This is a genomic window from Saccharomonospora sp. CUA-673, assembly GCF_001942305.1.
In the GTDB taxonomy this organism is placed as follows: Bacteria; Actinomycetota; Actinomycetes; order Mycobacteriales; family Pseudonocardiaceae; genus Prauserella.
The window spans coordinates 92,602-115,610 of record NZ_MKKE01000077.1 but is presented as its reverse complement, the minus strand read 5'-3'; the positions used below and the strand labels follow the sequence as shown (position 1 = coordinate 115,610).

The following is a 23,009-nucleotide window of genomic DNA, read 5'->3' as shown; positions in this document are numbered from 1 at the left end:
GCTGTCGGGTCGAATCCGGATTCACGTGTTGCCGCCCAATGAGTGTAGGGATGCGACATTGTGAGTCCGGAGACAGGCCTTATCTCGAGATGGTTACCCTGACTCGAGTGAGCGCACCGACTCCCGAACGACACATCGAACGGCGCACCCTGTCCGGCTGGGGCAGGACCTCGCCGACCACGGCGACCGTGCTGACCACGCCCGACGCCGAAGTCATCGCCCGGGCCGTCGCCCAGGCCGGGGAGCGCGGAGTCATCGCGCGCGGACTCGGCCGTTCGTACGGCGACCCGGCCCAGAACGCGGGCGGTCTCGTCGTCGACATGACGGCGCTGAACCGCATCCACTCGATCGACCCGGACAACGCCGTGGTCGATGTGGACGCCGGCGTCAGCCTCGACGCGCTGATGCGGGCCGCCATGCCGTACGGCCTGTGGGTTCCGGTGCTGCCCGGCACACGGCAGGTGACGATCGGCGGCGCCATCGCCAATGACATCCACGGCAAGAACCATCACACCGCGGGCAGCTTCGGCAACCACGTGCTGTCGATGGACCTCGTGACCGCCGACGGCCGCGTCCGCACACTGACGCCCGACGGCCCGGAGTCCGAGCTGTTCTGGGCCACGGTCGCGGGCATCGGCCTGACCGGCATCATCGTGCGCGCGAAGATCCGGATGAAGCACACGGAGACCGCGTACTTCGTCGTCGACGCCGACCGCACCGCGAACCTCGACGAGACGCTCGAACTGTTCACCAACGGTTCGGACCTCGGCTACGACTACTCGATGGCCGTGCCGGACCTGATCGCGACGGACGCCAAGCACGGCAGGGCCACGTTCTCCCGCGGCTCGCTGGCCACGCTCGACCAGCTGCCCGACAAGCTGCGCGCCGATCCGCTGAAGTTCGACGCGCCGCACCTGATGACGATCCCGAACGTCTTCCCGCACGGGCTGGCGAACAAGCTGACGTTCGGCACGATCAACAACCTGTGGCAGCAAACGGTGCCGAAGAAGGGCGCCCGCGGCAAGATCCAGAACCTGACGCAGTTCTACCACCCGCTGGACATGCTGCCCGAGTGGAACCGTGCGTACGGGCCCAACGGGTTCCTGCAGTACCAGTTCTCCGTGCCGTTCGGCCGCGAGGACGACCTCAAGCGCATCTGCGGCAAGATCGCCCGCTCGGGCCACTACTCGTTCCTCAACGTGCTCAAGCGCATGGGAGAGTCCAACCGCGCCCCGATGTCGTGGCCGACGCCGGGGTGGATGCTGAGCGTCGACTTCGCCGTGCAGGGCGACGTCGGCCGGTTCTGCACCGAGCTCGACGAGGACGTCCTCGCCGCGGGCGGGCGGCTGTACACCGCCAAGGACTCGCGCACGACCGCGGAGACGTTCCACCGCATGTACCCGCGTCTCGACGAGTGGAAGAAGGTCCGCCACTCCGTCGACCCCTACGGCATCTTCATCTCCGACATGGCCAGGAGGCTGGAACTGTGATCGACGCGGTGGGTAACCCCCAGTCGCTGCTGCTGCTCGGCGGAACCTCGGACATCGGTCTGGCGATCGCCGAGAAGTACCTCGCCGAACGCCCGATGCGCGTCGTGCTGGCGGGGCGCCCGTCGCCGCGGCTCGACGACGCCGCCCGGCGCCTGCGCGACAAGGGCGCCGACGTGGAGACCGTCGACTTCGACGCCGCCGACACCGACGGGCACCCGCTGGTGATCGACAAGGCGTTCTCGGGCGGCGACATCGACGTGACGGTCGTGGCGTTCGGCCTGCTCGGTGACGCCGAGGAGGCGTGGCAGGACCACGCGCAGGCCGTCGAGATGGCGACCGTCAACTACACCGCTCCCGTGTCGGTGGGCGTGGCGCTGGCCGAGCGGCTCAAGCAGCAGGGGCACGGCGCGGTGATCGCTCTGTCGTCGGTGGCCGGTGAGCGCGTGCGCCGGTCGAACTTCGTGTACGGCTCCACCAAGGCCGGCTTCGACGGCTTCTACCTGGGCCTGGGCGAGGCGCTCGCCCCGTACGGCGTGCAGGTGACGGTCGTGCGCCCCGGCCAGGTGCGCACGAAGATGACCGAGGGCATGGACAAGGCCCCGCTCGAGCAGACCGCCGAGTCGGTCGCCGACATCGCCGTCGGCGCCGCCCGCAGCGGCAAGGAGCTCGTGTGGGCGCCCGGCACGTTCCGCTGGGTCATGTCGGCCCTGCGGCACGTCCCCCGCCCGATCTTCCGCAAGCTCCCCATCTGAGCCGTCCCCGGCACGAGAAAAGCCCCCGAGGCCGATGGGCCTTCGGGGGCTTTTCTCGTACGGGCGCTCTACTGGGTGACCCAGTAGCCGTAGCTGGTGTATTCCGGGTAGGGGCTGAGGAGGGGGCGGACCGGTTCGAGGGTGATCTCGGCGTCGGGCGAGTCGATGTAGCGGGCCGGGATGTCGAACGAGCGGGTCTCCCAGCTCTCCCGGTTCGGCCCGAGGTTCCACACGCCGACCTCCTCGCCGTCGACGCGCACCCGCACGAACTGCTCGATGCCGTTGACCATCACGCGGCTGGTCAGCGTCGCGTCCTCGCCGGGCTCGAGGTTGCGACGCGGAACGTCTCGCCGCCGAGGATGTAGCGGCTGCTGTCGATGATCCCGTCCTGGCGGCGCAGATCGGTGTACGGCTGCACCCCGGGCTGCTCCATGTTGGCCTCGTACTCGTGGTCCAGCTCGGACTGCAGCGAGCCGACGTCGAGGTGGGCGCGCACGTCGCCGTCGACGGGCGAGCGGTCGCCGGTGCCGGCGAGCGTCCAGTCGGCCTCGTACACGTTCAGCTCGTCGAACGGCACGATGCTCCAGCCCGACGAGTCGCGCGGCACGTTGAGTTCGAACGTCATCGTCGGTTCGGTGACGAACACCCCGGTGTCGACGAACGCGCCCATCGGCGCGCCCGGCCACTGCTCGTACACGGCGAAGTAGTCGGGCCGGTCCTCGGGCGGCAGCGACCGCAGCTGCTCGTACAACGCGCCGGGCCCGTGGTTGCTGGCCTCGGCGAAGCCGTTGGACGTCAGGCCGATCGTGTCGACCACGCGGTGCCCGCTGTAGTAGGCGACCGCGCCCACGTCCTTCACGCCGACCACGGAGTTCGGCGGCAGGTTGCCGCGCAGCCACTGGGCCACCGACACGTTCGTGTCGCGGATCGTCGCGGCCTCCCAGCCGAACCGCCACGCCCACTGCGGCAGCGCGACCAGCGAGTACAGCAGCGCGATCGCGGGCAGCAGGTGCAGCGCGGCGGTGCGGAACCGGCCACGCGCCACCAGGCGCGACAGCGCGTACAGGCCGATCACCGTGAACAGGATGTAGATCGGCAGGAACGGCTGGAAGTAGCGCAGTTCGTGGATCAGCGCGGTCGACAGCGTCGACACCGACGCCACGATGCCGGCGAACCCGACGACCATCGCGATCACCAGCGGACGCCACGTGCGGTGCTTGACCAGCACGTACGCCAGGCCGAGCACGAAGATCACGAGCATGCCGGGGAAGGCGTAGTTCTGCCCGGACATCCCGTTGAAGAAGCCGACCGCGCCGCGCAGGTTGTCCATGGCGCGGTTGACGAAGTCGCCGATGTAGAACTGCGGCCGGTCGGACATCAGCGACTTCGACTGCACGCCGTTGGCGCTGAACGTGCCGGTCGCGATGCGGTAGAACGCGTACTGGCAGATCGGCGCGAGCAGCGGCAGCAGTGTCCACAGCGCGGCGCGGCGGCTCGCGGGCGCACCGCCGCCGTCAGCGCCGTCTGCCTTGTGTTCGCGGCGGCGGCGCAGCGTCGTCCACAGCATCGCGCCGGACAGCGCGATGGCCAGCACCATGCCCTCGGGGCGCACGAACGCGAGCGCCACGCCCACGACGGGCGTCCAGCGGAACCGGCCCGCGAGGTGTTCGCGCACGAACAGGTACACCGCGCCGGTCGCGAGCAGCGCGGTGAGGCCGACCTCCATGCCGCTGGCCGCGCCCCACATCAGCGGGCCGGACACGGCGGTCAGGACACCGGTCCACACGCCGGTCGCGCGGCCGACGAGCACGCGGCCCAGGTGGTAGGCGAGCCCGGTCGCGAACGCGGCGCACACGATGCCGAGCACGACGGCGTAGCCGAGCAGGCCGTTGCCGGTGAAGCCGAGAAGGTGGCCGAACGCGAGCACGAACGTGTACAGCATGCTGCTGGCGCCCGTGCTGATCGGATCGCCCGGGTTGAACCGGAACAGCTCCCCGCTGCCCAGCTGCTTGCCGTACTGCAGGTGGATGTAGACGTCGTCGAGCGGCGCGATGAACGAGCCCTGGTTCCACGCCAGGTCGACGATCACGAACACCGAGGCGACCGCGGCGGCCAGCACGCCGAGGATCCACGCGATCGGGTCACGGCCGTGGCGCACCCGGGCGAGGAAGCCGCCCGGCCGGTCCGGGGACGCGCCTGCGTCGGCCTTGTCTGAGGTGCCTGCGGGCGGATCGGACACGGTGGGGTCTGCGGAGGTGCCGGTGTCGGTCACGTTGTCGCTGCTCGCGGCTGCCGTGCCCTGCTCGCCGTCCTGCGCGGTCCTGGGCGTGTCCGCATCGTGTGTCGTCGTCATCGCTCCTACCCGTTCGACCACGGACAAGCTACCGGGTTCGCCTCGGAACCGAACCGCTGCGTCAGCCGATACGGACGAGGCTGAAGTGGCCTGTGCCCTTTGCGTCGGAATGTACGGTCCATGTGCGCGGCCCGTCGCCGGGCCCGGACTCGTACCGGATCTGATAACGCGGGGTCAGTGGCTCGCGGTCGCGGTCGAACCACAGGTAGTTGACCTCGAGCAGCGCGGATGCGACGGAACCCGAGTCGGCGAGGCGCGCCTCGAGCAGCTCGGGGATGCGTCCGCGGTCGGAGAACGCGTCGACGATGCGGCATTCGCAGAAGTAGGCCAGCGTGCCGATCTCGCCGGGCGAGCGGACGACGTCGTCGCCGACGATCCGCCCGATCTCCTCGCCCACGCGCGCGTAGTCCTGGGCGCTCGCCCAGTTGCCGAAGATCGCCGGCGACCGCCACGGGACTCCGCGGCCCACCTCGGCGACCGCGGTCGTGGCCACCACGAGCGCCATCGCGACGAGGGCGGCGAGCGCGGCGCGGGCGCGGCGCGCGCCGTATGCGGACGCGAGCGCCAGCACCCCGCACATCGCGAGCGCCGTCAGGGGCGGTGCGTAGTACCAGTGGTACGGCCCGACCCCGAGCGCGATGTAGACGAGGTAGTAGGCGACGCCGCCCAGTCCGAGTCCCACGGCCGCCCCGAGCGGTGGACGTCCCTCGTCGGGCACTCGTCGTACGACCCGCGCCGCGAGCATTCCCAGCGCGGCCAGCAGGGCCACGGCGCCGGCCGCCGCGGGCACCAGGCCGAGCAGCACCACGGCGCTGTCCGAGCGCAGGTACAGCCCGAGGCCGGTCGCGTAGGTCCACGGGTCGAACAGGCCGTCCTGGGACTGTTTGATCACGAGCGTGTCCGGGACCGCCGAGCCGAACGCCACCCAGCTGGTCACGAACCAGGGCGCCGCGACGGCCACCGCGGCCCCGGCGGCGGCCGGCAGCGCCCGCACCCGGCCGCGCGCGCACGGCCCGGCGGCAAGGACGAGCGCCAGCACCGCCACGAACACGACGAGGTCGAGGCGGACCAGCAGCGCGAGCCCGGCGGCCACGCCGAACACGACCGGCCGGCGTTCGGCCGTCGCCGCTGCCAACCAGGCCAGCACCGCGGGCACCAGCAGCACCTCGAGGCCGATCGCCGACAGCACGAACGGGTTCGTCACCACGACCGCGACCCCGAGCAGCGCCACCGGCAGCGGGAACGGCAGGGCTGCGGCGAGACGTGCCCACGCCCAGCCGAGCGCGGCCGTCGCGCCCACCGTGACCGCACCCAACGCCGCGATCGGCTGCGCCTCCCCGAACAGGCGGGTGATCGCGGTGCCGAGCGCGAGGAGCAGAACGTTCAACGGCGACGTCGCGGAATTGCTCGCCGCGTCGGGGATGATTCCCCATTCGCCGTGCACCGCGAGGTTTCTGGCGTAGGTGAGCGTGATGTAGGCGTCGTCGGTGAGACTCGTCCGCGTGAGCAGGAACGCGAGTGCCCCGGCCAGGGCGGACACGCCCGCGATCCCGGCCGTGCGAACGGATGCTGACATTCTTTTCTTCCTGCATGAGAAATGGCGACGAATGCGCCTTTCGGACCAGCGTCGACTCATCCTTACAGGCGCAGTCGGTTACCGCTGGGTATTGCAACGGTGATGTCCGATTGACGTATCCGATGCGCCCGCGTGTCCCAGGGGGCTTCACGCCGAGCCACACCTCGGTTATCTAGAGTTTCCGCCGTGGCAGCCACCGCGACCGCCCCCGAACCCAGCGCGGCGCGCCGCCCGTGGGCCGTCGTTCTGGGACTGTTGTCCGCCCTCGCGGCGGTGCTGTTCATGCTCGCCCCAGTCACGCACGACCCGGTGACCCACACCTGGCCGGACGGTTCCCCCGGCGACCGTGCGCTGCCACTGCTGCCGTACGCACCCGAACGGCTCGACGTCACGTTCTCCTGCGCCGACCTCGCCGCGCTCGGGCCGGGCGGGGGCACGCTGGTGTCGACGACCGGACCCGGCGGCGAGCAGCCTGCGCCGGACGGGCTCGCCGTCACGGTCGCCGGTGACCAGGTGACCGTGTCGCTCGGCGACGAACAGCTCGTGGCCGCACCGCGCGCCGACACGTGCGCATGGACGGTGACGGCCGACGAGCACGGCACCGTCGTGCACGTCGACGGTGAGCGGATCGGCGCCATACCGGAACGTCCCGCCGTGAACGGCCTGTTCACCGACGCCACCGAGGCCACCGAGGCCGGAGACCTGAGCGTCGAGGTCACCCCCGACACGCGCTACGAATCGAGTCCGAGCGCGCTCAAGATCGCCGCCGGACTCGTCGCGCTGGCGAGCCTCGTCGGCATGCTGTTCGTCCTGCGCCGCACGGAGTTGGGGCGTCGCTCGGAGTTGGGGAGCCGGGACTCGGGGAGCCGTGGCCGGCGGGTGCGGTTGCTGCCCGCGCTGTGGGCCCGGCCGCGGGTGGCCGATGCGGTCGTCGTCGGTGTCCTCGCCGTGTGGGCCGTGATCGGGGCGTCCACAACGGACGACGGCTACATCGTCACGATGATCCTGTCGGCCGAGCACACGGGCTTCGTCGGCAACTACATGCGCTGGTTCAACGCGCCGGAGGCCCCGTTCAGCTGGTTCTACGAGCTGTACCGACCGTGGGCGGAGATCAGCACGACGACGCTGTGGATGCGCGTGCCGTCGCTGCTGCTGTGCCTGGCGTCGTGGTGGATCATCGACCGCCTGCTGTTGCCCCGGTTCGCGAAGGGCCGGTTGACGCTCGCCCGGTGGACGGCCGCGGGCGTGTTCCTGCTGTGGACCGTCCAATTCGGAATCGGCCTGCGCCCGGAACCGTGGGTGCTGTTCGGCTCGCTGGTCACGTTGGCGTTGCTGGAACGCGGCATCGCGACGCGGCGGCTGTCGCTGCTCGCCGGGGCTGTCGTGGCCGCCGGGGCGACGACGACGATCACGCCGACCGGCGTCGCCGTCGCGTTCCAGCTGCTCGTGGCGCTGCCCGCGGCGTGGCCCGTCCTGCGCGCGTACGGCCCGCGCGCGCCGGCGATCCTGCTCGGCGCGGGCGCGTCGGTGCTGCTGTTGATGTTCCACGGCCAGCCGTTGGACGCCGTCCTGCACGCCACCCAGGTGCGCACCGAGATCGGCCCCAGCTACGGCGTGTTCGGCGAGGGCAAGCGGTACGAGTGGCTGTTCGACCAGGCGCAGGGCGGGACGAACCGGCGGATGCCCGTGCTGTTGCTGTGGTTCGGCGTGGCGGTGCTGACCGTGCTGCTCGTCGCGCGCCGCACGCCCAAGCTCGCGCTGACGCCCACGCGCCGCCTGCTGATCGCGACGGTGCTGTACTTCGCGGCGCTCGCGTTGACGCCCACCAAGTACACCCACCACTTCGGCGCGCTCGGCGGCGTCGGCACGCTGCTGGTCGCCGTCGTCGTGCACACGCTCGCGCGCGGGGCGCTGAAACGCGCCTGGCAGTTGTCGCTGGTGTGCGTCGCGTTGACGGCCGCCGTGGCGATCGGGCTGGCGGCGCCGCTGCGGTGGTGGTTCCTCGGCGGGTTGAACGTCAAATGGGCCGACGTACTGCCCGGCGTGGCGAACATCGACGCCGCCGACATGGCGCTCGTCGGCGGGCTCGCCGTGGCCCTGGCGGGCCTCGTGGGCGCCTGGCGATGGTTGCGCACGCCCGCGTGGTTCGTGCCCGTCGTGGCGTTCGGCGTCGTCGGCGCGCTCGTCGGGACGATGGCCTACGCGATGGTGCCGCGCGCGCAGACCTACACCACCGGCGCGTCGAACCTCGCGGCGCTCGGCGGGGATCCGTGCGGTATCGAACGGTGGCTGCAGGTGGAACCCGACATCGGCGCCGGCGTCCTCACCCCGTCCGGACCGGCCACAATGGACGGTTTCGTCGAGAACGGCGAGTTCCCGCGCGGCGATCTCGCCCGGCCGTACGGCAGCGCCGAGGCGCCCGTGTGGCGCAGCGACGGCAACGCGGGCAGCGTCACGACCTCCTGGTACCGCCTGCCCGACGCGGCGAGCTCCCCGTCGGCGCCGCCCGTCGTGCTACCCGCGCGCGGTTCGGGCGAGGTGTCGTTGACGGCCGAGTTCGGCGACGCCGACGGCCGCGTGCTGTGGTCGGAGGAGGTCGACGTCGATCCGGAGTGGACGGACGTGCGCCTCGATCCCGGTGCTGCCGCGCAGGTTCGCGTGACGATGGTCGACGAACGCGGCGGCGACGGCACGGCCGACGTCGGCACCCCGCGACTGCCGGAGGTCGTGCCGGTACAGGACCTGGTGCCCGCGTCGGAGCCGGTGTTGCTGGACTGGGTCGGGGCGTTCACGTTGCCGTGTCGGCGGGCGCCGTCCGTGGCAGGCGGGGTCGTCGAACCGGTGCAGTACCGATTCGCCTCCGGCCCGCACATCCGGGCGATCGCCAGCGTGTCGTACATCGCCTCCGCCGGCGGGCCGTACGTGCCGCTGATGCAGCTCGCCACGGAAACCCCCGTGCCCACCTACCTGCGCGGCGACAAGCTCACCGAACCGATCAGCATCTCCCGCCTCCACTACCCCACCCCCTGACCCCCACGACCCGTGTCAGCACCCCACGTCGCCGTGTCAGCACCCCACGACGCGGTGTTGGCGTTTCACGTACGCAGATGTCGCGGTGTCGCGTGCAGAACTCTCGGTGTGGAACGCAGAACTCGGCGATCGGCGCCGTGGGATGCCAACACGGCGACGCCGGGTGCTGACACGGCGTCCCCAAGTGCTGACACGGCGACGCCAGGTGCTGACACGGCGGTTCGGGTCAGCGGACGGCGATTACCACGTAGGGGCCTACGTCACGGGTTTCGAAGCGGGGGGAGTCGAACAGGGACGGGTCGAACGTGACGGGGCGGCCGAGCGAGGCGACCTTCCGCGGGAAGGTGCTGTACTTGACCGTGTAGAAGTAGTTGCCCTCCGGGCCCTTCTCCAGCACGAGCATCGTCGGGGCCCGGTACGGACCGTCGTGCATCCGCTCGTACAACTGCTCCGGGTCGGACGCCTCGGCCCACGTGTCGATCTCCGCGGCCCGCTGTGCGTGCTGCGACAACGGATTCGTGTAGTGCGGCCGGTGGTCGTGGAACACCCAGAACGGCCGGAACACCTTCATGTGGTGCTGTTCCGACAGGATGGTCTCCCGCTCGGGCACGCCGGTGCCGAGTTCGTCGATCGTCGCGAGCAACTGCCCGCTCCAGATCCCCTCGTCCTCCTCCTCGCCGGGGACGTGGTGCCGGCTCTCGGGAGTGCGGCCGTTGTCGAAGTAGCTGGTCATGGCGTGCTCGATGCCGCCGGACATCGGACCGCGCATGGACTCCTGGAACACCGCGACCGTCATGCCGATCGCGACGACCATACCGACGGCGACGATCCGCCGCCGCCACTCGACACCCTGCTCCTCGACCTGCGCACCGGCATCCCCACCGACAGCGGCAGCCCCGGACTCGGCATCCGCAGCCTCGGCCCGCTCCGCGGCCGCCCTGCGCTCGGCGACCCGCTCCTCGGCCCGGCGCAGCGCCCACCGGAACACCTCGACGCGGCGAAGACGCCGGCGATGGCGAGGGTGACGTTGACGGTCACGTTGAACCGGAACGCCAGCAGGGTCGTGTCGAACGCCAGCGCCAGCGTCGACAGGACGTACCAGACGTAGACGGCCGCGACGGTCACGACGACGACCACCGCGACGCGGCTCGAGCGCAGCCGCGCGACGGCCCACACGAGGCCGGCCAGGCACAGGATGCCCACCGGTCCGCTGGGCGTGAACGGCGTCGGGAAGTAGGCGCTGGCCGCGGGCAGGTACTGGGCGGCGACGTTCTTCGCGCCGATCCCGCCGCCGAACAGGTACGGCGCCCACACGACGAGCATCAGCGCCGCCGACACCCCGGCGACGACGGCCACCCGGCCGGCCAGACCCCGCACCACGGAGCCGCGATCTCCGCCCTCGCGGACCGCCAGCACACCGGCCACGACGGCCAGCACCACGACGACGAGCGCGGCGAACACGAGGTGCAGCGTGTACGTCATCGCGCACACGCCGAGGTAGACGCCGACGAGCACGAACGGCCACAGCGGCCCGCCGGAACGGCGCAGGCACGTCCACGTCAGCACCAGGACGGGCAGCAGCCAGGCCGTGGTCGGCCAGGCGTACGGCTCGCCGACGGCGGGCACGTGCAGCCCCATCACGAGCGTCGCGAGGCTCGCCAGCACGGCGATGCGGCCGCTGACCACGAGTCGCCACAGCACGAACGTCACCGCGGCGGTGACGGCCATCGTGGCGATCGAGAACGGCTTGTAGGCCTCCCAGCCCTGCATCCCGGCGAGGTTGGCGAAGCGGCCGCCGAGCCAGAACCAGCCCGCCGGGTAGAACGGCGGCAGGCCCTCGTAGTTGAAGTCGGCGAGCCCGGCACCGGAGGTCATGCGCTCGAAGTAGCGCAGGCGGAACTCGTTGTCGCCGCGCGTGCCACCCAGGTAGTGACGGGTGGCCAGCAGCGGCAGCGCGAGCGCGAACGTGGCGAGCGCGGCGAGTCCGCCGGTGGCGCCGACGAACCGCACCCAGCCTGGAGCCGTCCGCACCCGCCGCACGACGAGACCGCCGATGAGGCACCCGATCAGGCCCGTGGCCAGCAGGGCCAGGGCGGCGTCGGGAACGTGCGTGTCGGGCACGAGGGTCGGGCCCTTGGCGATGACGAACTGGATCGCCATGCTGAGCACGAGCGCGCCCACGACGGCGGCGACGAGGTCGACGGCCGTCCGGCCCGCGCCGAACCGCGGACCGCGGATCACCGGGTGCGTGGACCCGCCCTCGTACGCGCGGGTGCGGGTGGTGGGCGGCACGGTGGTGTCGTCCATCTCGGAGCTCACGCGCGGCCGGGGCTCAGAGGTAGAAGCCGATGACGAGGAGCACGACCCACGATCCGCCGAGCACCTGCAGCACCCTGTCGCTCAGCGCGATCTCGTCGGGCGCGCCGGCGTTGCCGCTGTCGACGTCGACGGCGTAGCGCAGCACGGCCACCACGAACGGCACCAGCGAGATGACGCTCCACGCCATGCCCTCCGACACCGCCTGCTGCTGCTCGAAGGCCCACAGCGAGTACGACATGATCAGGATCGCGGCGGAGGTGGCCCACACGAACCGCAGGTAGCTCGCCGAGTACTTCTTCAGCGACGAGCGGATCTTCGCGCCGGTGCGCTCGAAGAGCATCACCTCGGCGTAGCGCTTGCCGGCGACCATGAACAGCGAGCCGAACGCGGTCACCAGCAGGAACCACTGCGACAGCGCGATGCCGGTGGCGACACCGCCGGCGATGACGCGCATCAGGAAGCCCGAGCCGACGATGGCCAGGTCGACCACCGGCTGGTGCTTGAGCCCGAAGCAGTAGCCCAGCTGCACCGCCATGTAGACCACGAGCACCACGCTGAGCTGCCACGATGCGAGGAAACCGAGTCCGCAGCCGGCGAGGAAGAACACCACCGAGGCCACGTAGGCCGCCGGGACGGGCACGATGCCCGCGGCGATGGGCCGCTTGCACTTGGTGGGGTGCGCGCGGTCGGCCTCGACGTCGATGGCGTCGTTGACCAGGTACACCGCCGAGGCGACGAGCGAGAACGCCGCGAACGCGATGAGCGCGTCCACCAGGACGCCGCCGCTCGCGATCTCGCCCGCCGTGAACGGCGCGGCCAGCACCAGGACGTTCTTGACCCACTGCCGCGGCCGTGCCGTCTTCAGCAGTCCGGTCACGAGGTTTCCGCCGGCAGCCTGGCCGGCCGTCTGTTCGCTCGACACGCTCGTCTCGCCTGCCTCGGCCTCGTGGGTGGTCTCGCTCATGGTCAGCTCCGTCAGCTCCGCTCTCGGGGTCAGCGCTTGCGCTTCAGCCTGCGCCGCAGCAGCCCGCCGACGGCGCCGCCGAGCGCGGCGCCCGCGAGCACGTCCGTGGGGTAGTGCACGCCGAGCACCAGGCGCGAGGCGAGCATCGGCGGCACGACCGCCGGGACGACGTTGCGCCCGAGCAGGCCCGAGTAGAGGACGGCCGCCGCGGTCGTCGACGTGGCGTGCGACGACGGGAAGCTGAGCTTGCTCGGCGTGCCGACCCCGACCTGCACGCTCGGGTGGTCGGGACGCGGCCTGCGCACGACGCGCTTGACGGCGATCGACGCCGCGTGGGCGCCCACGATGCCGGCGGCGGCGGTCAGCCAGTCCTTGCGTCGCTGCTTGTCGATCCCGGCGCCGACCAGCGCGAGCCCGAACCACCCGGCGCTGTGCTCGCCGAAGTGGGACATGCCGCGCGCGATCTTCACCGTCGTCGGCGTCGTGATGCGCTCCTGCACGGCCGCCAGCACCGCGATCTCACCCTCCGGCGGGGTGGTGAGTGCGGCCGTGTTGTCAGCGGCCTTGTTCTCGACGGCGCTGGCGTCGTTCGCGTGCACCGGTGCACCCGGCGTACCGGGCGCGGTCGTCACGGCGGGGTCCTTCTCAAGCATCGATCGAACCGTCCAAGGGGGCGCCGTCGGTCAGGTGCGGCGCGATCTTGTTGTCGAACATCGACAGCGCCGACCCGATGGCCATGTGCATGTCGAGGTACTTGTAGGTGCCGAGGCGGCCGCCGAAGAGCACGTTCCGATCCTTGGCCTCGGCCTTGGCGAGCTCGCGGTAGCTCTCGAGCTTCTCCCGGTCGTCCGGCGTGTTGATCGGGTAGTACGGCTCGTCGTCCTCCTTGGCGAACCGCGAGTACTCGCGCACGATGACCGTCTTGTCCTTCGGGTAACGGTCCTCGCGCTCGGGGTGGAAATGCCGGAACTCGTGGATCCGGGTGTAGGGCACGTCCTCGTCGTTGTAGTTCATGACCGGGGTGCCTGGTAGTCGCCGGTGGGCACGACCTCGGAATCGAAATCGAGCGTGCGCCAGCCGAGCCGGCCCTCGGAATAGTCGAAGTAGAGGTCCAGCGGTCCGGTGTAGACGGTCGGCGTGCCCGCGGGGATCCGGTCGCGCACGTCGAAGTAGTCGACGTTCAGGCGCACCTCGATGTTCGGGTGCTCGGCCATCTTCTCGAGCCACGCGGTGTAGCCGTCGACCGGCAGGCCCTCGTAGGTGTCGTTGAAGTAGCGGTTGTTGAACGTGTAGCGCACCGGAAGCCGCGTGATGTTGGCCGCGGGCAGTTCCTTCGGGTCGGTCTGCCACTGCTTGGCCGTGTAGCCGCGAACAAACGCCTCGTACAGCGGACGGCCGATCAGCGAGATCGCCTTTTCCTCGAGGTTCTGCGCTTCCTTGGTGTCGATTTCACTGGCCTGCTCGGCGATGAGTTCGCGCGCTTCGTCCGGCGAATGCGACTTGCCGAAGAACTGATTGATCAGTCCCAGGTTCATCGGGAAGCTGTAAACCTGCCCCTGGTACTTCGCGAAGACCCGGTGTTGGTAGTCCGTGAAGTCCGTGAACTGGTTGACGTAGTCCCACACGCGCTTGTTGGAGGTGTGGAACAGGTGGGCGCCGTAGGTGTGCACCTCGATACCGGTCTCGGGCTCCGGCTCGGAATAGGCGTTGCCGCCGATGTGGTGCCTGCGCTCGAGCACGAGGACACGTTTGTCGAGCTGGCTGGCGACACGTTCGGCCACGGTCAGGCCGAAGAACCCGGAGCCGACCACGACGAGGTCATAACCCTCGAAACCGGCATTTCCGTTGCTGGGAGTTTCGGTAAGCGCGCTCACGGTGCAAAAGGCTACCGACGCGCTGCGGCACCCGTGCGGCGAGGCTCCCTCACGTCATTCCTTGCATGACGTTCCCCGACGTTTCGCGCCGACCTCGCCGCACGGATGCACACCATCCAGCACCCCCGAATGATCGGCGAGGCGGCTCACACGGTCCACACATCCGCCGGTCATCCCGCACGCAGAACGCCCCGCGTACGTCAGGACCGACGCACCGGCCCCGGCGGCCGGTTCCCCGTGTCACCCGTTCGGGTCAGTCTCCGACGGCGGGCGGTTCTGGAGCCCCGGCAGGACCTCGTCGACGACCTGTTCCAGGACGATCTCCCGCCCCTCGTACGGGCTCCCGCTGCGCGGCCAGTGCACGACGATGTCGGTGAACCCCAGGTCAGCGGCCCGGCCCGCGGCGTCGGCGAACGCCTCCTTGCTGGTCAGCGAGTACACCGGCGCGGCGTCGAGGCTGAGGTACTTGTCCACGGTCGCCGGATCGCGCTCCGCGGCGGCGACGTCGTCGTCGAAGCGGGCCGACAGCTCGGCCACGCCCTGCCACCAATCCTCGAGTTCCTCCGAGTTTCGCCCCGTGGTCAGCCAGGCGTCACCGGTGCGGGCGGCGAATCGGACCATTCGCCTGCCGTTGGCGGCCAGCACGAACGGCGGCCGCGGATGCTGCACCGCGCCGGGCAGGTTCCGCCCGCCGCGCACCGCGTAGTACTCGCCGGAATGCTCGTGACGGTCCTCACGCAGCAGCCCGTCGAGGGTCGTCGTGAACTCCACGAACCGGTCCGCCCGCTCCTTCGGGGTCAGCTCCGGTTCGCCGAACACCGTCGTGTCGTAGCCCGTGCCGCCCGCGCCGATCCCGAGCAGCAGACGTCCGTCGGCGAGGTCGTCGAGCGTGATCGCCTCGCGCATCAACGTCAGCGGATGCCGGAAGTTCGGCGAGGTCACGAACGTGCCGAGGCCGATCCGCGAGGTCACCATCGCCGCCGCCGACAACGTCGGCACGGCCCCGAACCACGGCCCGTCGACGAGGTTCCGCCACCCCAGGTGGTCGTAGGTCCAGGCGTGGTCGAACCCGTACTCCTCCGCGGCCCGCCATTTCGGCTCGGCCGCCCACCAGCGGTCCTCCGGGAGAATCACAATGCCAACGCGCACGGCGCCACACGCTATCGGTGTGCGCCCCCGCTGTCGCCCATGCCCACGTCGAGTACCGGCCGGCGTGTCGCCACCAGGCGTTCGACTCGGTGTCACGCGGAACACGCGGGGCGTCGCGACACGCTCTGGGACACTGGACGACGTGGAGAAACCGAGTCTGATCGCGTCCGACGTCGACGGCACCCTGCTGTCGACGCACACCCACCTGAGCGCGCGCACCGTCGACGTCGTCGACAGCGCGGTCGGCGCGGGCGTGCCGGTGGTGCTCGTGTCCGGCAGGCCGCCGCGGTGGATCCCGCAGGTCGCCGAACAGGCCGGCCTCGAGGGCTACGCGGTGTGCGCCAACGGCGCGGTGCTCTACGACATCGGCGCCGACCGGGTCGTCGACGTGCACGGACTGCTGCAGCCCGACGAGCTCGCCATGGCCGCCGACGCGCTCGAATCCGTGCTGCCCGGCTGTCACCTGGCCGCCGAACGCGTCGGCACCCGCGCCCACGACACGGACGTCGAGACCTTCGTGATCGAGACCGGCTATCACAACCCGTGGGGCGACGGCGGCGAGGGAACGCGGTCCGCGCGCGCCGAGGTCGTCGGCCTTCCCGCCGTGAAACTCCTGGTCAGCCACCCGAACATGACGTCGGCGGCGATGGCGCAGGCCGCCCGCCAGGTGCTCGACGCGCACGTCGACATCACGTTCTCCACCGGCGGCGGGCTCATCGAACTGGCCGCGCACGGGGTCACGAAGGCCACCGGCCTGTCGGGCGTCGCCGCGCGGTTCGGCCTGGGCGCCGACGACACGATCGCGTTCGGCGACATGCCCAACGACGTCGAGATGATCCGCTGGGCCGGCCACGGCGTCGCCGTCGCCAACGCCCACCCCACCGTCCTCGACATCGCCGACGAGGTCACCGCACCCCACCACGAGGACGGCGTGGCCCAAGTCCTCGAACGCTGGTTCTGACGCCCCCGAGGGCCCACCTCAGCAGGGGTGGGCGGTGAAGTGGGGGTGGGCGGAGAGGGTCTCCGTGAGTTGGGCTGCCAAGGGGCGGCTCAGGTAGAGCTCCACCCAGCGTTCGCCCTCGGCGGCGGCCCGGAACGGGACGACCTCGTACGGGCCGGCGTACTCGGTGCGGATCTCGCAGGTGCGCTCGGGCAGGTAGCCGCCCGCCAGGTCGACGACCACCGCGGGCATGCGGCTGCCCACGACGTACGCGTGGTCCTGCGGGTTGCGGGCCAGATGGTCGTCGGTCGTGCCGCTCGGGTCGACGATGAACAGCTCCGACCCGGCCGCCGCCGACAGCGCCCCCGCCGGCATCGCGCTCACCGCCGTCCCCGCCGGCAGGTGCTCCCCCAGCCACGCACCGATGTCGGTGAGCTCGTCGGTGACGTCGCGCAGCTCGTGCATGACCGGGGCCATCCGCGTGAGGCTCAGACCCAGCGACAGTCCGGTGAGCGCCACCGCGACGAGCGCCACCCCACGCCCGGCCGCCGGCGCCGTCGCGCGTTCCGGCCCCGAGTCCGACCTCCCTGAAACCGAAGCTCCCGAAGCTCCGGCCCCGGAACGCCCGGCCCGCACGTCCTCGGCCTCGGCATCGTCGACACCGTCCCGCACTCCCGCCGCAGCGAATGCGAACCCGCTCGCCGCGGCCACGGCCAGCAGCACGGGCACGGGCGCCAGCTGGCCCCACGCGGGCAGCGTCGGACCGCCGGCGACGATCACGAACAGCGCCTCGGCGATCGCCAGCCACAGCAGCAGCCACACGTAGCGCGCGCCGGGTCCGCGCCGATAGCTGAGCACGCCGATCGCGACCGCGGCCACGATCAGGAACGCCTGGTACGTCAGGGCGAAGTCGACGACGTAGGTCCAGCCCTCGTCGAGCCGGCCCAGCACGCTGTCGCTGCCGGCCGAGAGGCCCGCGACGACGGCGGTCGGCACGAGTTCGCCGTAGTAGGTCATGCGCCACGCCAGCCACGGCACGAGCAGGACGGCCGCACCCAGCAGGTACACCGCGGGCGCCGACCACGACACCCGCCTGCTCGCCGCGACGGCCACCAGCCAGGCTCCGGCGACGACCGCGACGACGAGTCCGTCGAGCCGCGTCATCACCGCCAGCGCCGCGACGACCCCCGCCAGCACGGGGTTGCCGTTCACCAGCGCGTACACCAGCGCGAGGACGAGCAGCACGAACAGCGGCGTCGACAGTCCGGAGGGCCCGTAGGCGGCCAGCGAGCCGACGCCCGCCGTGACCGCGGCGGCCGCGACGGCGAACGCCGGATCGGTGCCGCGCAGGATCCGACCGGTGAGGGCGTACACGACGAGCACCGTCAGCAGCACGCACGCGACGCCGAGGACGACGGCGATCGTCTCGACCTCACCGCCCGTCAGGGCGCGCCCGAGCCCGAGCAGCACGAGCCACGCGAAGTCGGTGTAGCCCTCGACGTACTCGCCGGGGTTGAAGACGGCGCCGTACCCGTCGGCGATGTTGCGGGCGTAGCGGAAGCCGACGTGCGCCTCGTCGGGCACGGTTCGGTAGACGAGCTGGTGCACGGCCGCGACGGCCGTCGCCGCGACGAGCGCCGCGATCCGCCAGCCGCGTTCGACGGCGAATCGACGCCAGCCGACGACGAGCAGCACCGCGACACACATCCACAGTGCGATCACCGCGATTACGGCGAACACCCCATCACCCCCGCCCGGAGCCGAGAGCAACGTACCGAGAACGACGCCGCGGCGCCTCCGCCAGGTGGCCGTGTCGCCGTGTCAGCACTTCACGCGGGCGTGTCAGCACCTCACGCCGCCGTGTTGGCAATCCACGTCCCCGTGTTGGCACTTCGCGCACACCCCGGAGCCCTCAACCGGCCACCGATGGGAACGACAGGCCCTCGGTGAGCATGGTGACGGCCTCGTCGATCACCTCGCCCAGCGGTTCGCGGGCGCCGGTGTCGTGCCAGTACTCGACCGCCGCGATGATGCCGCGCACCATCGCGGTCACGAACACACGCACACGCATCGAGTGGGCCTCGAGGCCCGTCCGGGCCGCGATCATCTCCCGCAGCACCGCCTCGACCTGGTCGATCTCCTCGCCGAGTACCCGGCGCACCGACGGTTCGGTGAGCATGAAGTGCAGGCGGCTGCGCAACTGTCCGGTGTCGTCGGGCACGTAGCTCTCGATCTCCCGCAGGAACCGCCGCAGCGCGTCGACGGGCTCGTGTTCGGCGAGGAGCTCGTCGAACCGGCGCAGCCCCACCGGGTCGGTCTCGTCGTAGAGGATGAGGTGTTCCTTGGTGCCGAAGTAGCGGTAGACGCTGCTGGGCGACACCTCGGCCTCTGCGGCCACGCGTTCGATGGTGACGGCGGCGAAACCGTGCTCGACGAACAGGCGCACGGCCGTGTCCTGGATGTGGCGCATCGCGGCGAGCTTCTTGCGCTCGCGCAGTCCCGGTTCCCGCTGGTAGCGCTCGCGCAGCGGTTCGACCCCGTTCACCATGACCACCAACCATAGCAGTGACTGTCCTTTGACAGTCACTTGCATAAATATCGGACACGGCCGTAGAGTTGCTGTCACATGACAGTCACTTCCACATTCGAGTCACTCCCGGATGCGGAGTCGCTCCCAGCCTTGGAGTCGCGATGACAACGCTGACCATCGACGCGGCGGGCCTGGTCAAACGGTTCGGCCGGTTCCGCGCCCTGGACGGCCTCGACCTGCGGGTCGAACCCGGCGAGGTGCACGGTTTCCTCGGCCCCAACGGCGCAGGCAAGTCGACGACGATCCGCGTGCTGCTCGGCCTGCTGCGCGCCGACGAGGGCCGCGTGCACCTGTTCGGCGGCGACCCGTGGGCCGACGCCGTCGACCTGCACCGCCGGCTCGCCTACGTGCCCGGCGACGTGCACCTGTGGCCGGGCCTGACCGGCGGCGAGGTGATCGACGTGCTCGCCGGCGTCCGCGGCGGACTGGACCGCCGGCGCCGCACGGAACTGCTCGAGCGCTTCGAACTGGACCCGACCAAGAAGAGCCGGACGTACTCGAAGGGCAACCGGCAGAAGGTCGCCCTCGTCGCAGCCCTCGCCTCCGACGCCGAACTGCTGATCCTCGACGAGCCGACCTCGGGCCTCGACCCGCTGATGGAGGCCGTCTTCCAGCAGTGCATCGCCGAGGCCGCGGCCGACGGGCGGACCGTGCTGCTGTCCTCGCACATCCTCGCCGAGGTCGAGAAGCTCTGCGACCGCGTGAGCATCATCCGCGCCGGTTCGACCGTGCAGACCGGCACGCTCGCCGACCTGCGCCACCTCACCCGGACGACGGTCGACGCACACACCCGCCTGCCCGCCGACGCGATCGCCGGCCTGCCCGGCGTGCACGACGCCACCATCGACGGGGACGGGAGCGGCAGCCATGTGCGCTTCGACGTCGACGCCGACCACCTCGACGAGGCCATGGGCACCCTCACGACGTTCGGCATCACCGCCCTCACCTGCACCCCGCCGTCGCTCGAGGAGCTGTTCCTCCGGCACTACAGCGTGGAGGGGGCCGACACGGAGGAGTCCGATGTGGACGCCGGCGCGCCGGGCGAGCTCGAAGGGACGCACCGATGACGACGTTCGCCGGCACGGCCGCGCTGATCCGGTTGACGCTGCGCCGCGACCGGGTGCGGCTCGCGGTGTGGTTCGCGGCGCTGATCGCATTGCCGCTCGTGGCTGTCGAGTCCTTCGACTCGCTGTATCCGACGCAGGCCGACCTCGACGCGTACGCGCGCATGGCGAGTGCGAGCCCGGCGGGCATCGCGCTCAACGGACCCGGGCACGGATTGCACGACCTGGGCGGGCTGATCGTCTTCGAGGTCGGCGGTTCGGTGGCGATCGGCATCGCGCTCGCGTCGATCCTGCTCGTGGGCCGCGGCACGCGCGGCGAGGAGGAACAGGGCCGACTCGAGCTGCTGCGCTCGGCCCGCGTCGGCCGGCACGCCGGCCTGGCCGCGACCCTGCTCGTCGTCACCGGACTGCACGTCCTGATCGGTGCGACCGTCGCGGTTTCCCTGGGCGTGCAAGGACTTTCGTGGCCGGGCAGTGTCGCGTTCGGACTGTCGCTGACGTCGATCGGGGTCGTGTTCGCCGCGGTCACCGCGGTCGCCGCGCAGCTGGCCGAGTACGCCCGCGGCGCGTACGCCATCGCCGGTGCCGTGTTCGGTCTCGCCTACCTCGCCAGGGCCGCAGGCGACGTCAGCAGTGCCGGCGACGCCGGCGGGTCGTTGGGTGCACTCACGTGGTTCTCCCCCGTCGGCTGGGCGCAGGCGACGCGGCCGTTCGCCGACGAACGGTGGTGGCCGTTGCTGCTGGTCGCCGGTGCGGCCGCGGTGTGCACGGTCGCGGCGGTGACGTTGGAATCGCGGCGCGACCTCGGCGAGGGCATGGTCGCCAACCGGCCGGGACCGCGCGCGGCGACGGCATCGTTGACCACCGGGATCGGCCTGGCCTGGCGACTGCAACGCGGCAACGTCACCGGCTGGACCGTCGGCGTCGTGGTAGCCGCCGCGACGCTCGGCGCGACCGCCGAGTCCGCCGACGACATGCTCGGCGGCAACCCCGAGCTGCAGGCGATGCTCGGCGGGGCGGGCGCGGGCGAGCCGACCGACGTGTTCTTCCGCATGACCGTGCTGCTGTTGGCCGTGGCGGTCGCCGCGTACGTCGTCGGCGCCGCGGGTCGCGCCAGGGGCGAGGAGCAGGCCGGACGCGCCGAACCGCTGCTGGCCGGCGCGCTCGACCGCAGACGATGGCTGCTCGCGCAGCTGACGATCTCCGCGGTCGCCGGTGCGTGGCTGCTCGCCGCGGGCGGGGCCGCCGCCGGTGCGGCGTACGCCCTGATGGCGGGCGAACCGGGCCACGTGGCTTCGGTCGCCGGCGCCGCGCTGGCGCAGCTACCCGCGGTGTGGCTGCTCGGCGGTGTCACGGCGGCGCTGTTCGGGCTGCTGCCGCGGGCATCGGCCGCCGCGTGGGGTGTGCTGACGGCCGCCGCGGTCGCATCGGTGCTCGGTCCGGCGTTCGACCTGCCCGGCGGTGTCACGGCACTGTCGCCGTTCGAGCACATGCCCGAGCTGCCCGGCGGCGACGTCGCCGTGGCCGCACCGGGAGCCCTGCTCGCCGCGGGCCTCGCCCTGACCGCCGTCGGCGTCCTGACCTTCCGCCGCCGCGACCTCACCCCGTAAAAGCTCCCGTCGCCGTGTCAGCACTTCACGTCGCCGTGTTGGCACAAAGCGGCGACGCAGGGTGCTGACACGGCCGGGCGGAGGGTCAGGCTTCTGTTTCGTCGGCGATGTGGCGGGCGATCTCGAGGGCGCTCGTCGCGGCCGGGGACGGGGCGTTGAGGACGTGCACCTGTCCCGGCGCGCGGTCGATGAGGAAGTCGTCGGCGAGCGATCCGTCGGGCAGCAACGCCTGCGCGCGGACGCCCGCGCCGTGGCGTTCGATGTCGTCGACGCCGACCGCGGGCACGAGCCGCGCCAGGCTCCGCGCGAACCGCGGCCGTGACAACGAACGTCGCACCTCGTCGAGGCCCACCGGGAACGCATACCGGCGCGCGAGCCGCCACGACCCGGGGAACCGTGCCACGTCGAGGACGTCACGGGCGGACACGTCGCGCCAGCGGTAGCCCTCCCGACGCAGCGCGAGCACGGCGTTCGGTCCGGCGTGGACGGTGCCGTCGAGCATCCGCGTCAGGTGCACCCCGAGGAACGGCAACGCCGGGTCGGGCACGGGGTAGATCAACCCGCGCACCAGATGTCGCTTCTCCGGGCGCAGCGCGTAGTACTCGCCGCGGAACGGCACGATGCGCGCCTGCGGGCGCACGCCGGCGAGCGCGGACACCCGGTCGGCGTGCAGTCCGGCGCAGTTGACGAGCACGTCGCCGCGCACCACGTCGGCACCGGACGCGACCGCACCGCGACCTCGACGCCACCACCCGACCGCGGCCTGATGCCCGTGACCTCCGCCCCGGTGCGCAGCTCCGCGCCCGCCTGCGCGGACACGCGCGCGAGCGCCTCGCACACGGCGGGGAAGTCGATGATCCCGGTCGAGGCGACGTGCAACGCCTCGACGCACGCCACCTCCGGTTCGTACTCGCGCGCCTCGGCCGGGCCGATGAGCCGCGCGGGCACGCCGTTGGCCTCGGCACGGTCGGCGAGCACCCGCAGCTGGGCGCGCTGCGCGTCGTCGGTGGCGACGACGAGCTTGCCGCACACCTCGGCGGGAACGCCGTGTTCGGCGGCGAAGGCGAGAATGGACCGGTTGCCCGCCACCGACATCCGCGCCTTGTAGGACCCGGGCTTGTAGTACAGCCCGGCGTGGACGACGTTCGAGTTGTGTCCCGTCTGATGCGCCGCCCAGCGGGTTTCCTTCTCCAGCAGCGTCACGTCGGCGCCGCGCGCGGACAGTTCGCGCGCCACCGCCAGTCCGAGGATCCCGCCGCCGATCACGACCACTCGTTGCACGGCGGCCCACCTTAACG

The 23,009-nt window shown here is 71.4% G+C and carries 16 protein-coding genes and 2 pseudogenes; 6 read left to right on the top strand and 12 right to left on the bottom strand.

Annotated elements, in window-relative coordinates; genetic code table 11:
- Nucleotides 1-89: 89 nt before the first annotated feature.
- Both BJF85_RS24190 and BJF85_RS24185 read left to right on the top strand, forming a co-directional pair.
- Complete coding sequence (locus tag BJF85_RS24190; protein WP_075850242.1) at nt 90-1,490, top strand: FAD-binding oxidoreductase; 1,401 nt, start codon at nt 90-92, stop codon at nt 1,488-1,490.
- A complete protein-coding gene (locus BJF85_RS24185) occupies nt 1,487-2,242 on the top strand; it encodes a decaprenylphospho-beta-D-erythro-pentofuranosid-2-ulose 2-reductase (RefSeq protein WP_075850241.1) in 756 nt (251 codons plus the stop codon). Before BJF85_RS24190 ends, BJF85_RS24185 begins: the two co-directional genes overlap by 4 nt.
- A 68-nt stretch (nt 2,243-2,310) precedes the next feature.
- Here the strand turns inward: BJF85_RS24185 and BJF85_RS27770 are convergent, their stop codons facing one another.
- From BJF85_RS27770 to BJF85_RS24170, 3 genes are all read right to left on the bottom strand, one after another.
- On the bottom strand, nt 2,311-2,532 hold the full coding sequence (locus BJF85_RS27770; protein WP_075850240.1) for a hypothetical protein: 222 nt from the start codon (nt 2,530-2,532) through the stop codon (nt 2,311-2,313).
- Nucleotides 2,533-2,543: 11 nt separating this feature from the next.
- Nucleotides 2,544-4,595, bottom strand: coding sequence for a glycosyltransferase family 39 protein (locus BJF85_RS24175; protein ID WP_075850239.1), 2,052 nt, complete (start codon nt 4,593-4,595; stop codon nt 2,544-2,546).
- 61 nt (nt 4,596-4,656) lie between these two features.
- A complete protein-coding gene (locus BJF85_RS24170) occupies nt 4,657-6,171 on the bottom strand; it encodes a hypothetical protein (RefSeq protein ID WP_075850238.1) in 1,515 nt (504 codons plus the stop codon).
- A 186-nt stretch (nt 6,172-6,357) separates the two neighbouring features.
- Here BJF85_RS24170 and BJF85_RS24165 point away from each other — a divergent pair, with 186 nt between their 5' ends.
- The gene (locus tag BJF85_RS24165; RefSeq protein ID WP_075850237.1) at nt 6,358-9,201 is read left to right on the top strand and encodes an arabinosyltransferase domain-containing protein; all 2,844 of its coding nucleotides are present in this window, start codon (nt 6,358-6,360) and stop codon (nt 9,199-9,201) included.
- Nucleotides 9,202-9,427: 226 nt separating this feature from the next.
- Here BJF85_RS24165 and BJF85_RS24160 read toward each other — a convergent pair whose 3' ends face one another.
- From BJF85_RS24160 to BJF85_RS24135, 6 genes and pseudogenes are all read right to left on the bottom strand, one after another.
- Complete coding sequence (locus BJF85_RS24160; protein WP_075850236.1) at nt 9,428-10,015, bottom strand: arabinofuranosyltransferase; 588 nt, start codon at nt 10,013-10,015, stop codon at nt 9,428-9,430.
- Nucleotides 9,994-11,520, bottom strand: a complete 1,527-nt coding sequence (locus BJF85_RS24155) for an arabinofuranosyltransferase (RefSeq protein WP_075850235.1) — start codon at nt 11,518-11,520, stop codon at nt 9,994-9,996. Before BJF85_RS24155 ends, BJF85_RS24160 begins: the two co-directional genes overlap by 22 nt.
- 13 nt (nt 11,521-11,533) lie before the next feature.
- Nucleotides 11,534-12,484 carry a decaprenyl-phosphate phosphoribosyltransferase gene (locus tag BJF85_RS24150; RefSeq protein ID WP_075850234.1) on the bottom strand — a complete coding sequence of 317 codons (951 nt, stop codon included), beginning with the start codon at nt 12,482-12,484 and terminating at the stop codon, nt 11,534-11,536.
- 29 nt (nt 12,485-12,513) lie between these two features.
- On the bottom strand, nt 12,514-13,002 hold the full coding sequence (locus BJF85_RS24145) for a phosphatase PAP2 family protein (RefSeq protein ID WP_075850299.1): 489 nt from the start codon (nt 13,000-13,002) through the stop codon (nt 12,514-12,516).
- A 127-nt stretch (nt 13,003-13,129) separates the two neighbouring features.
- A pseudogene (gene glf / locus BJF85_RS24140) lies at nt 13,130-14,265 on the bottom strand (UDP-galactopyranose mutase).
- Nucleotides 14,266-14,598: 333 nt separating this feature from the next.
- The gene (locus BJF85_RS24135; RefSeq protein ID WP_075850233.1) at nt 14,599-15,507 is read right to left on the bottom strand and encodes an LLM class flavin-dependent oxidoreductase; all 909 of its coding nucleotides are present in this window, start codon (nt 15,505-15,507) and stop codon (nt 14,599-14,601) included.
- A 142-nt stretch (nt 15,508-15,649) separates the two neighbouring features.
- On the opposite strand from BJF85_RS24135, the gene BJF85_RS24130 reads away from it, so the two are divergent.
- Nucleotides 15,650-16,468, top strand: coding sequence for an HAD family hydrolase (locus BJF85_RS24130; protein ID WP_075850232.1), 819 nt, complete (start codon nt 15,650-15,652; stop codon nt 16,466-16,468).
- 18 nt (nt 16,469-16,486) lie between these two features.
- On the opposite strand, the gene BJF85_RS24125 is transcribed toward BJF85_RS24130, so the two are convergent.
- Together BJF85_RS24125 and BJF85_RS24120 are read right to left on the bottom strand one after the other, a co-directional pair.
- Nucleotides 16,487-18,187 carry a glycosyltransferase family 39 protein gene (locus tag BJF85_RS24125; protein ID WP_083666669.1) on the bottom strand — a complete coding sequence of 567 codons (1,701 nt, stop codon included), beginning with the start codon at nt 18,185-18,187 and terminating at the stop codon, nt 16,487-16,489.
- Between the two features lie 172 nt (nt 18,188-18,359).
- Nucleotides 18,360-18,995 carry a TetR/AcrR family transcriptional regulator gene (locus tag BJF85_RS24120; protein ID WP_075850231.1) on the bottom strand — a complete coding sequence of 212 codons (636 nt, stop codon included), beginning with the start codon at nt 18,993-18,995 and terminating at the stop codon, nt 18,360-18,362.
- Between the two features lie 143 nt (nt 18,996-19,138).
- Here BJF85_RS24120 and BJF85_RS24115 point away from each other — a divergent pair, with 143 nt between their 5' ends.
- Together BJF85_RS24115 and BJF85_RS24110 are read left to right on the top strand one after the other, a co-directional pair.
- A complete protein-coding gene (locus BJF85_RS24115; protein ID WP_075850230.1) occupies nt 19,139-20,104 on the top strand; it encodes an ABC transporter ATP-binding protein in 966 nt (321 codons plus the stop codon).
- Nucleotides 20,101-21,711, top strand: coding sequence for an ABC transporter permease (locus tag BJF85_RS24110; protein ID WP_075850229.1), 1,611 nt, complete (start codon nt 20,101-20,103; stop codon nt 21,709-21,711). Before BJF85_RS24115 ends, BJF85_RS24110 begins: the two co-directional genes overlap by 4 nt.
- Before the next feature lie 85 nt (nt 21,712-21,796).
- Here the strand turns inward: BJF85_RS24110 and lhgO are convergent.
- Nucleotides 21,797-22,992 (bottom strand): annotated as a pseudogene (gene lhgO / locus BJF85_RS24105) (L-2-hydroxyglutarate oxidase).
- Nucleotides 22,993-23,009 lie beyond the last annotated feature (17 nt).

Bases quoted from the DNA above. Each gene is read 5' to 3' on its own strand.
- BJF85_RS24190 (WP_075850242.1), top strand. From the start codon at position 90: ATGGTTACCCTGACTCGAGTGAGCGCACCGACTCCCGAACGACACATC.
- BJF85_RS27770 (WP_075850240.1), bottom strand. From the start codon at position 2,532: ATGGTCAACGGCATCGAGCAGTTCGTGCGGGTGCGCGTCGACGGCGAG.
- BJF85_RS24175 (WP_075850239.1), bottom strand. From the start codon at position 4,595: ATGACGACGACACACGATGCGGACACGCCCAGGACCGCGCAGGACGGC.
- BJF85_RS24170 (WP_075850238.1), bottom strand. From the start codon at position 6,171: ATGTCAGCATCCGTTCGCACGGCCGGGATCGCGGGCGTGTCCGCCCTG.
- BJF85_RS24160 (WP_075850236.1), bottom strand. From the start codon at position 10,015: ATGGTCGTCGCGATCGGCATGACGGTCGCGGTGTTCCAGGAGTCCATG.
- BJF85_RS24150 (WP_075850234.1), bottom strand. From the start codon at position 12,484: ATGAGCGAGACCACCCACGAGGCCGAGGCAGGCGAGACGAGCGTGTCG.
- BJF85_RS24120 (WP_075850231.1), bottom strand. From the start codon at position 18,995: ATGGTGAACGGGGTCGAACCGCTGCGCGAGCGCTACCAGCGGGAACCG.
- BJF85_RS24115 (WP_075850230.1), top strand. From the start codon at position 19,139: ATGACAACGCTGACCATCGACGCGGCGGGCCTGGTCAAACGGTTCGGC.
- BJF85_RS24110 (WP_075850229.1), top strand. From the start codon at position 20,101: ATGACGACGTTCGCCGGCACGGCCGCGCTGATCCGGTTGACGCTGCGC.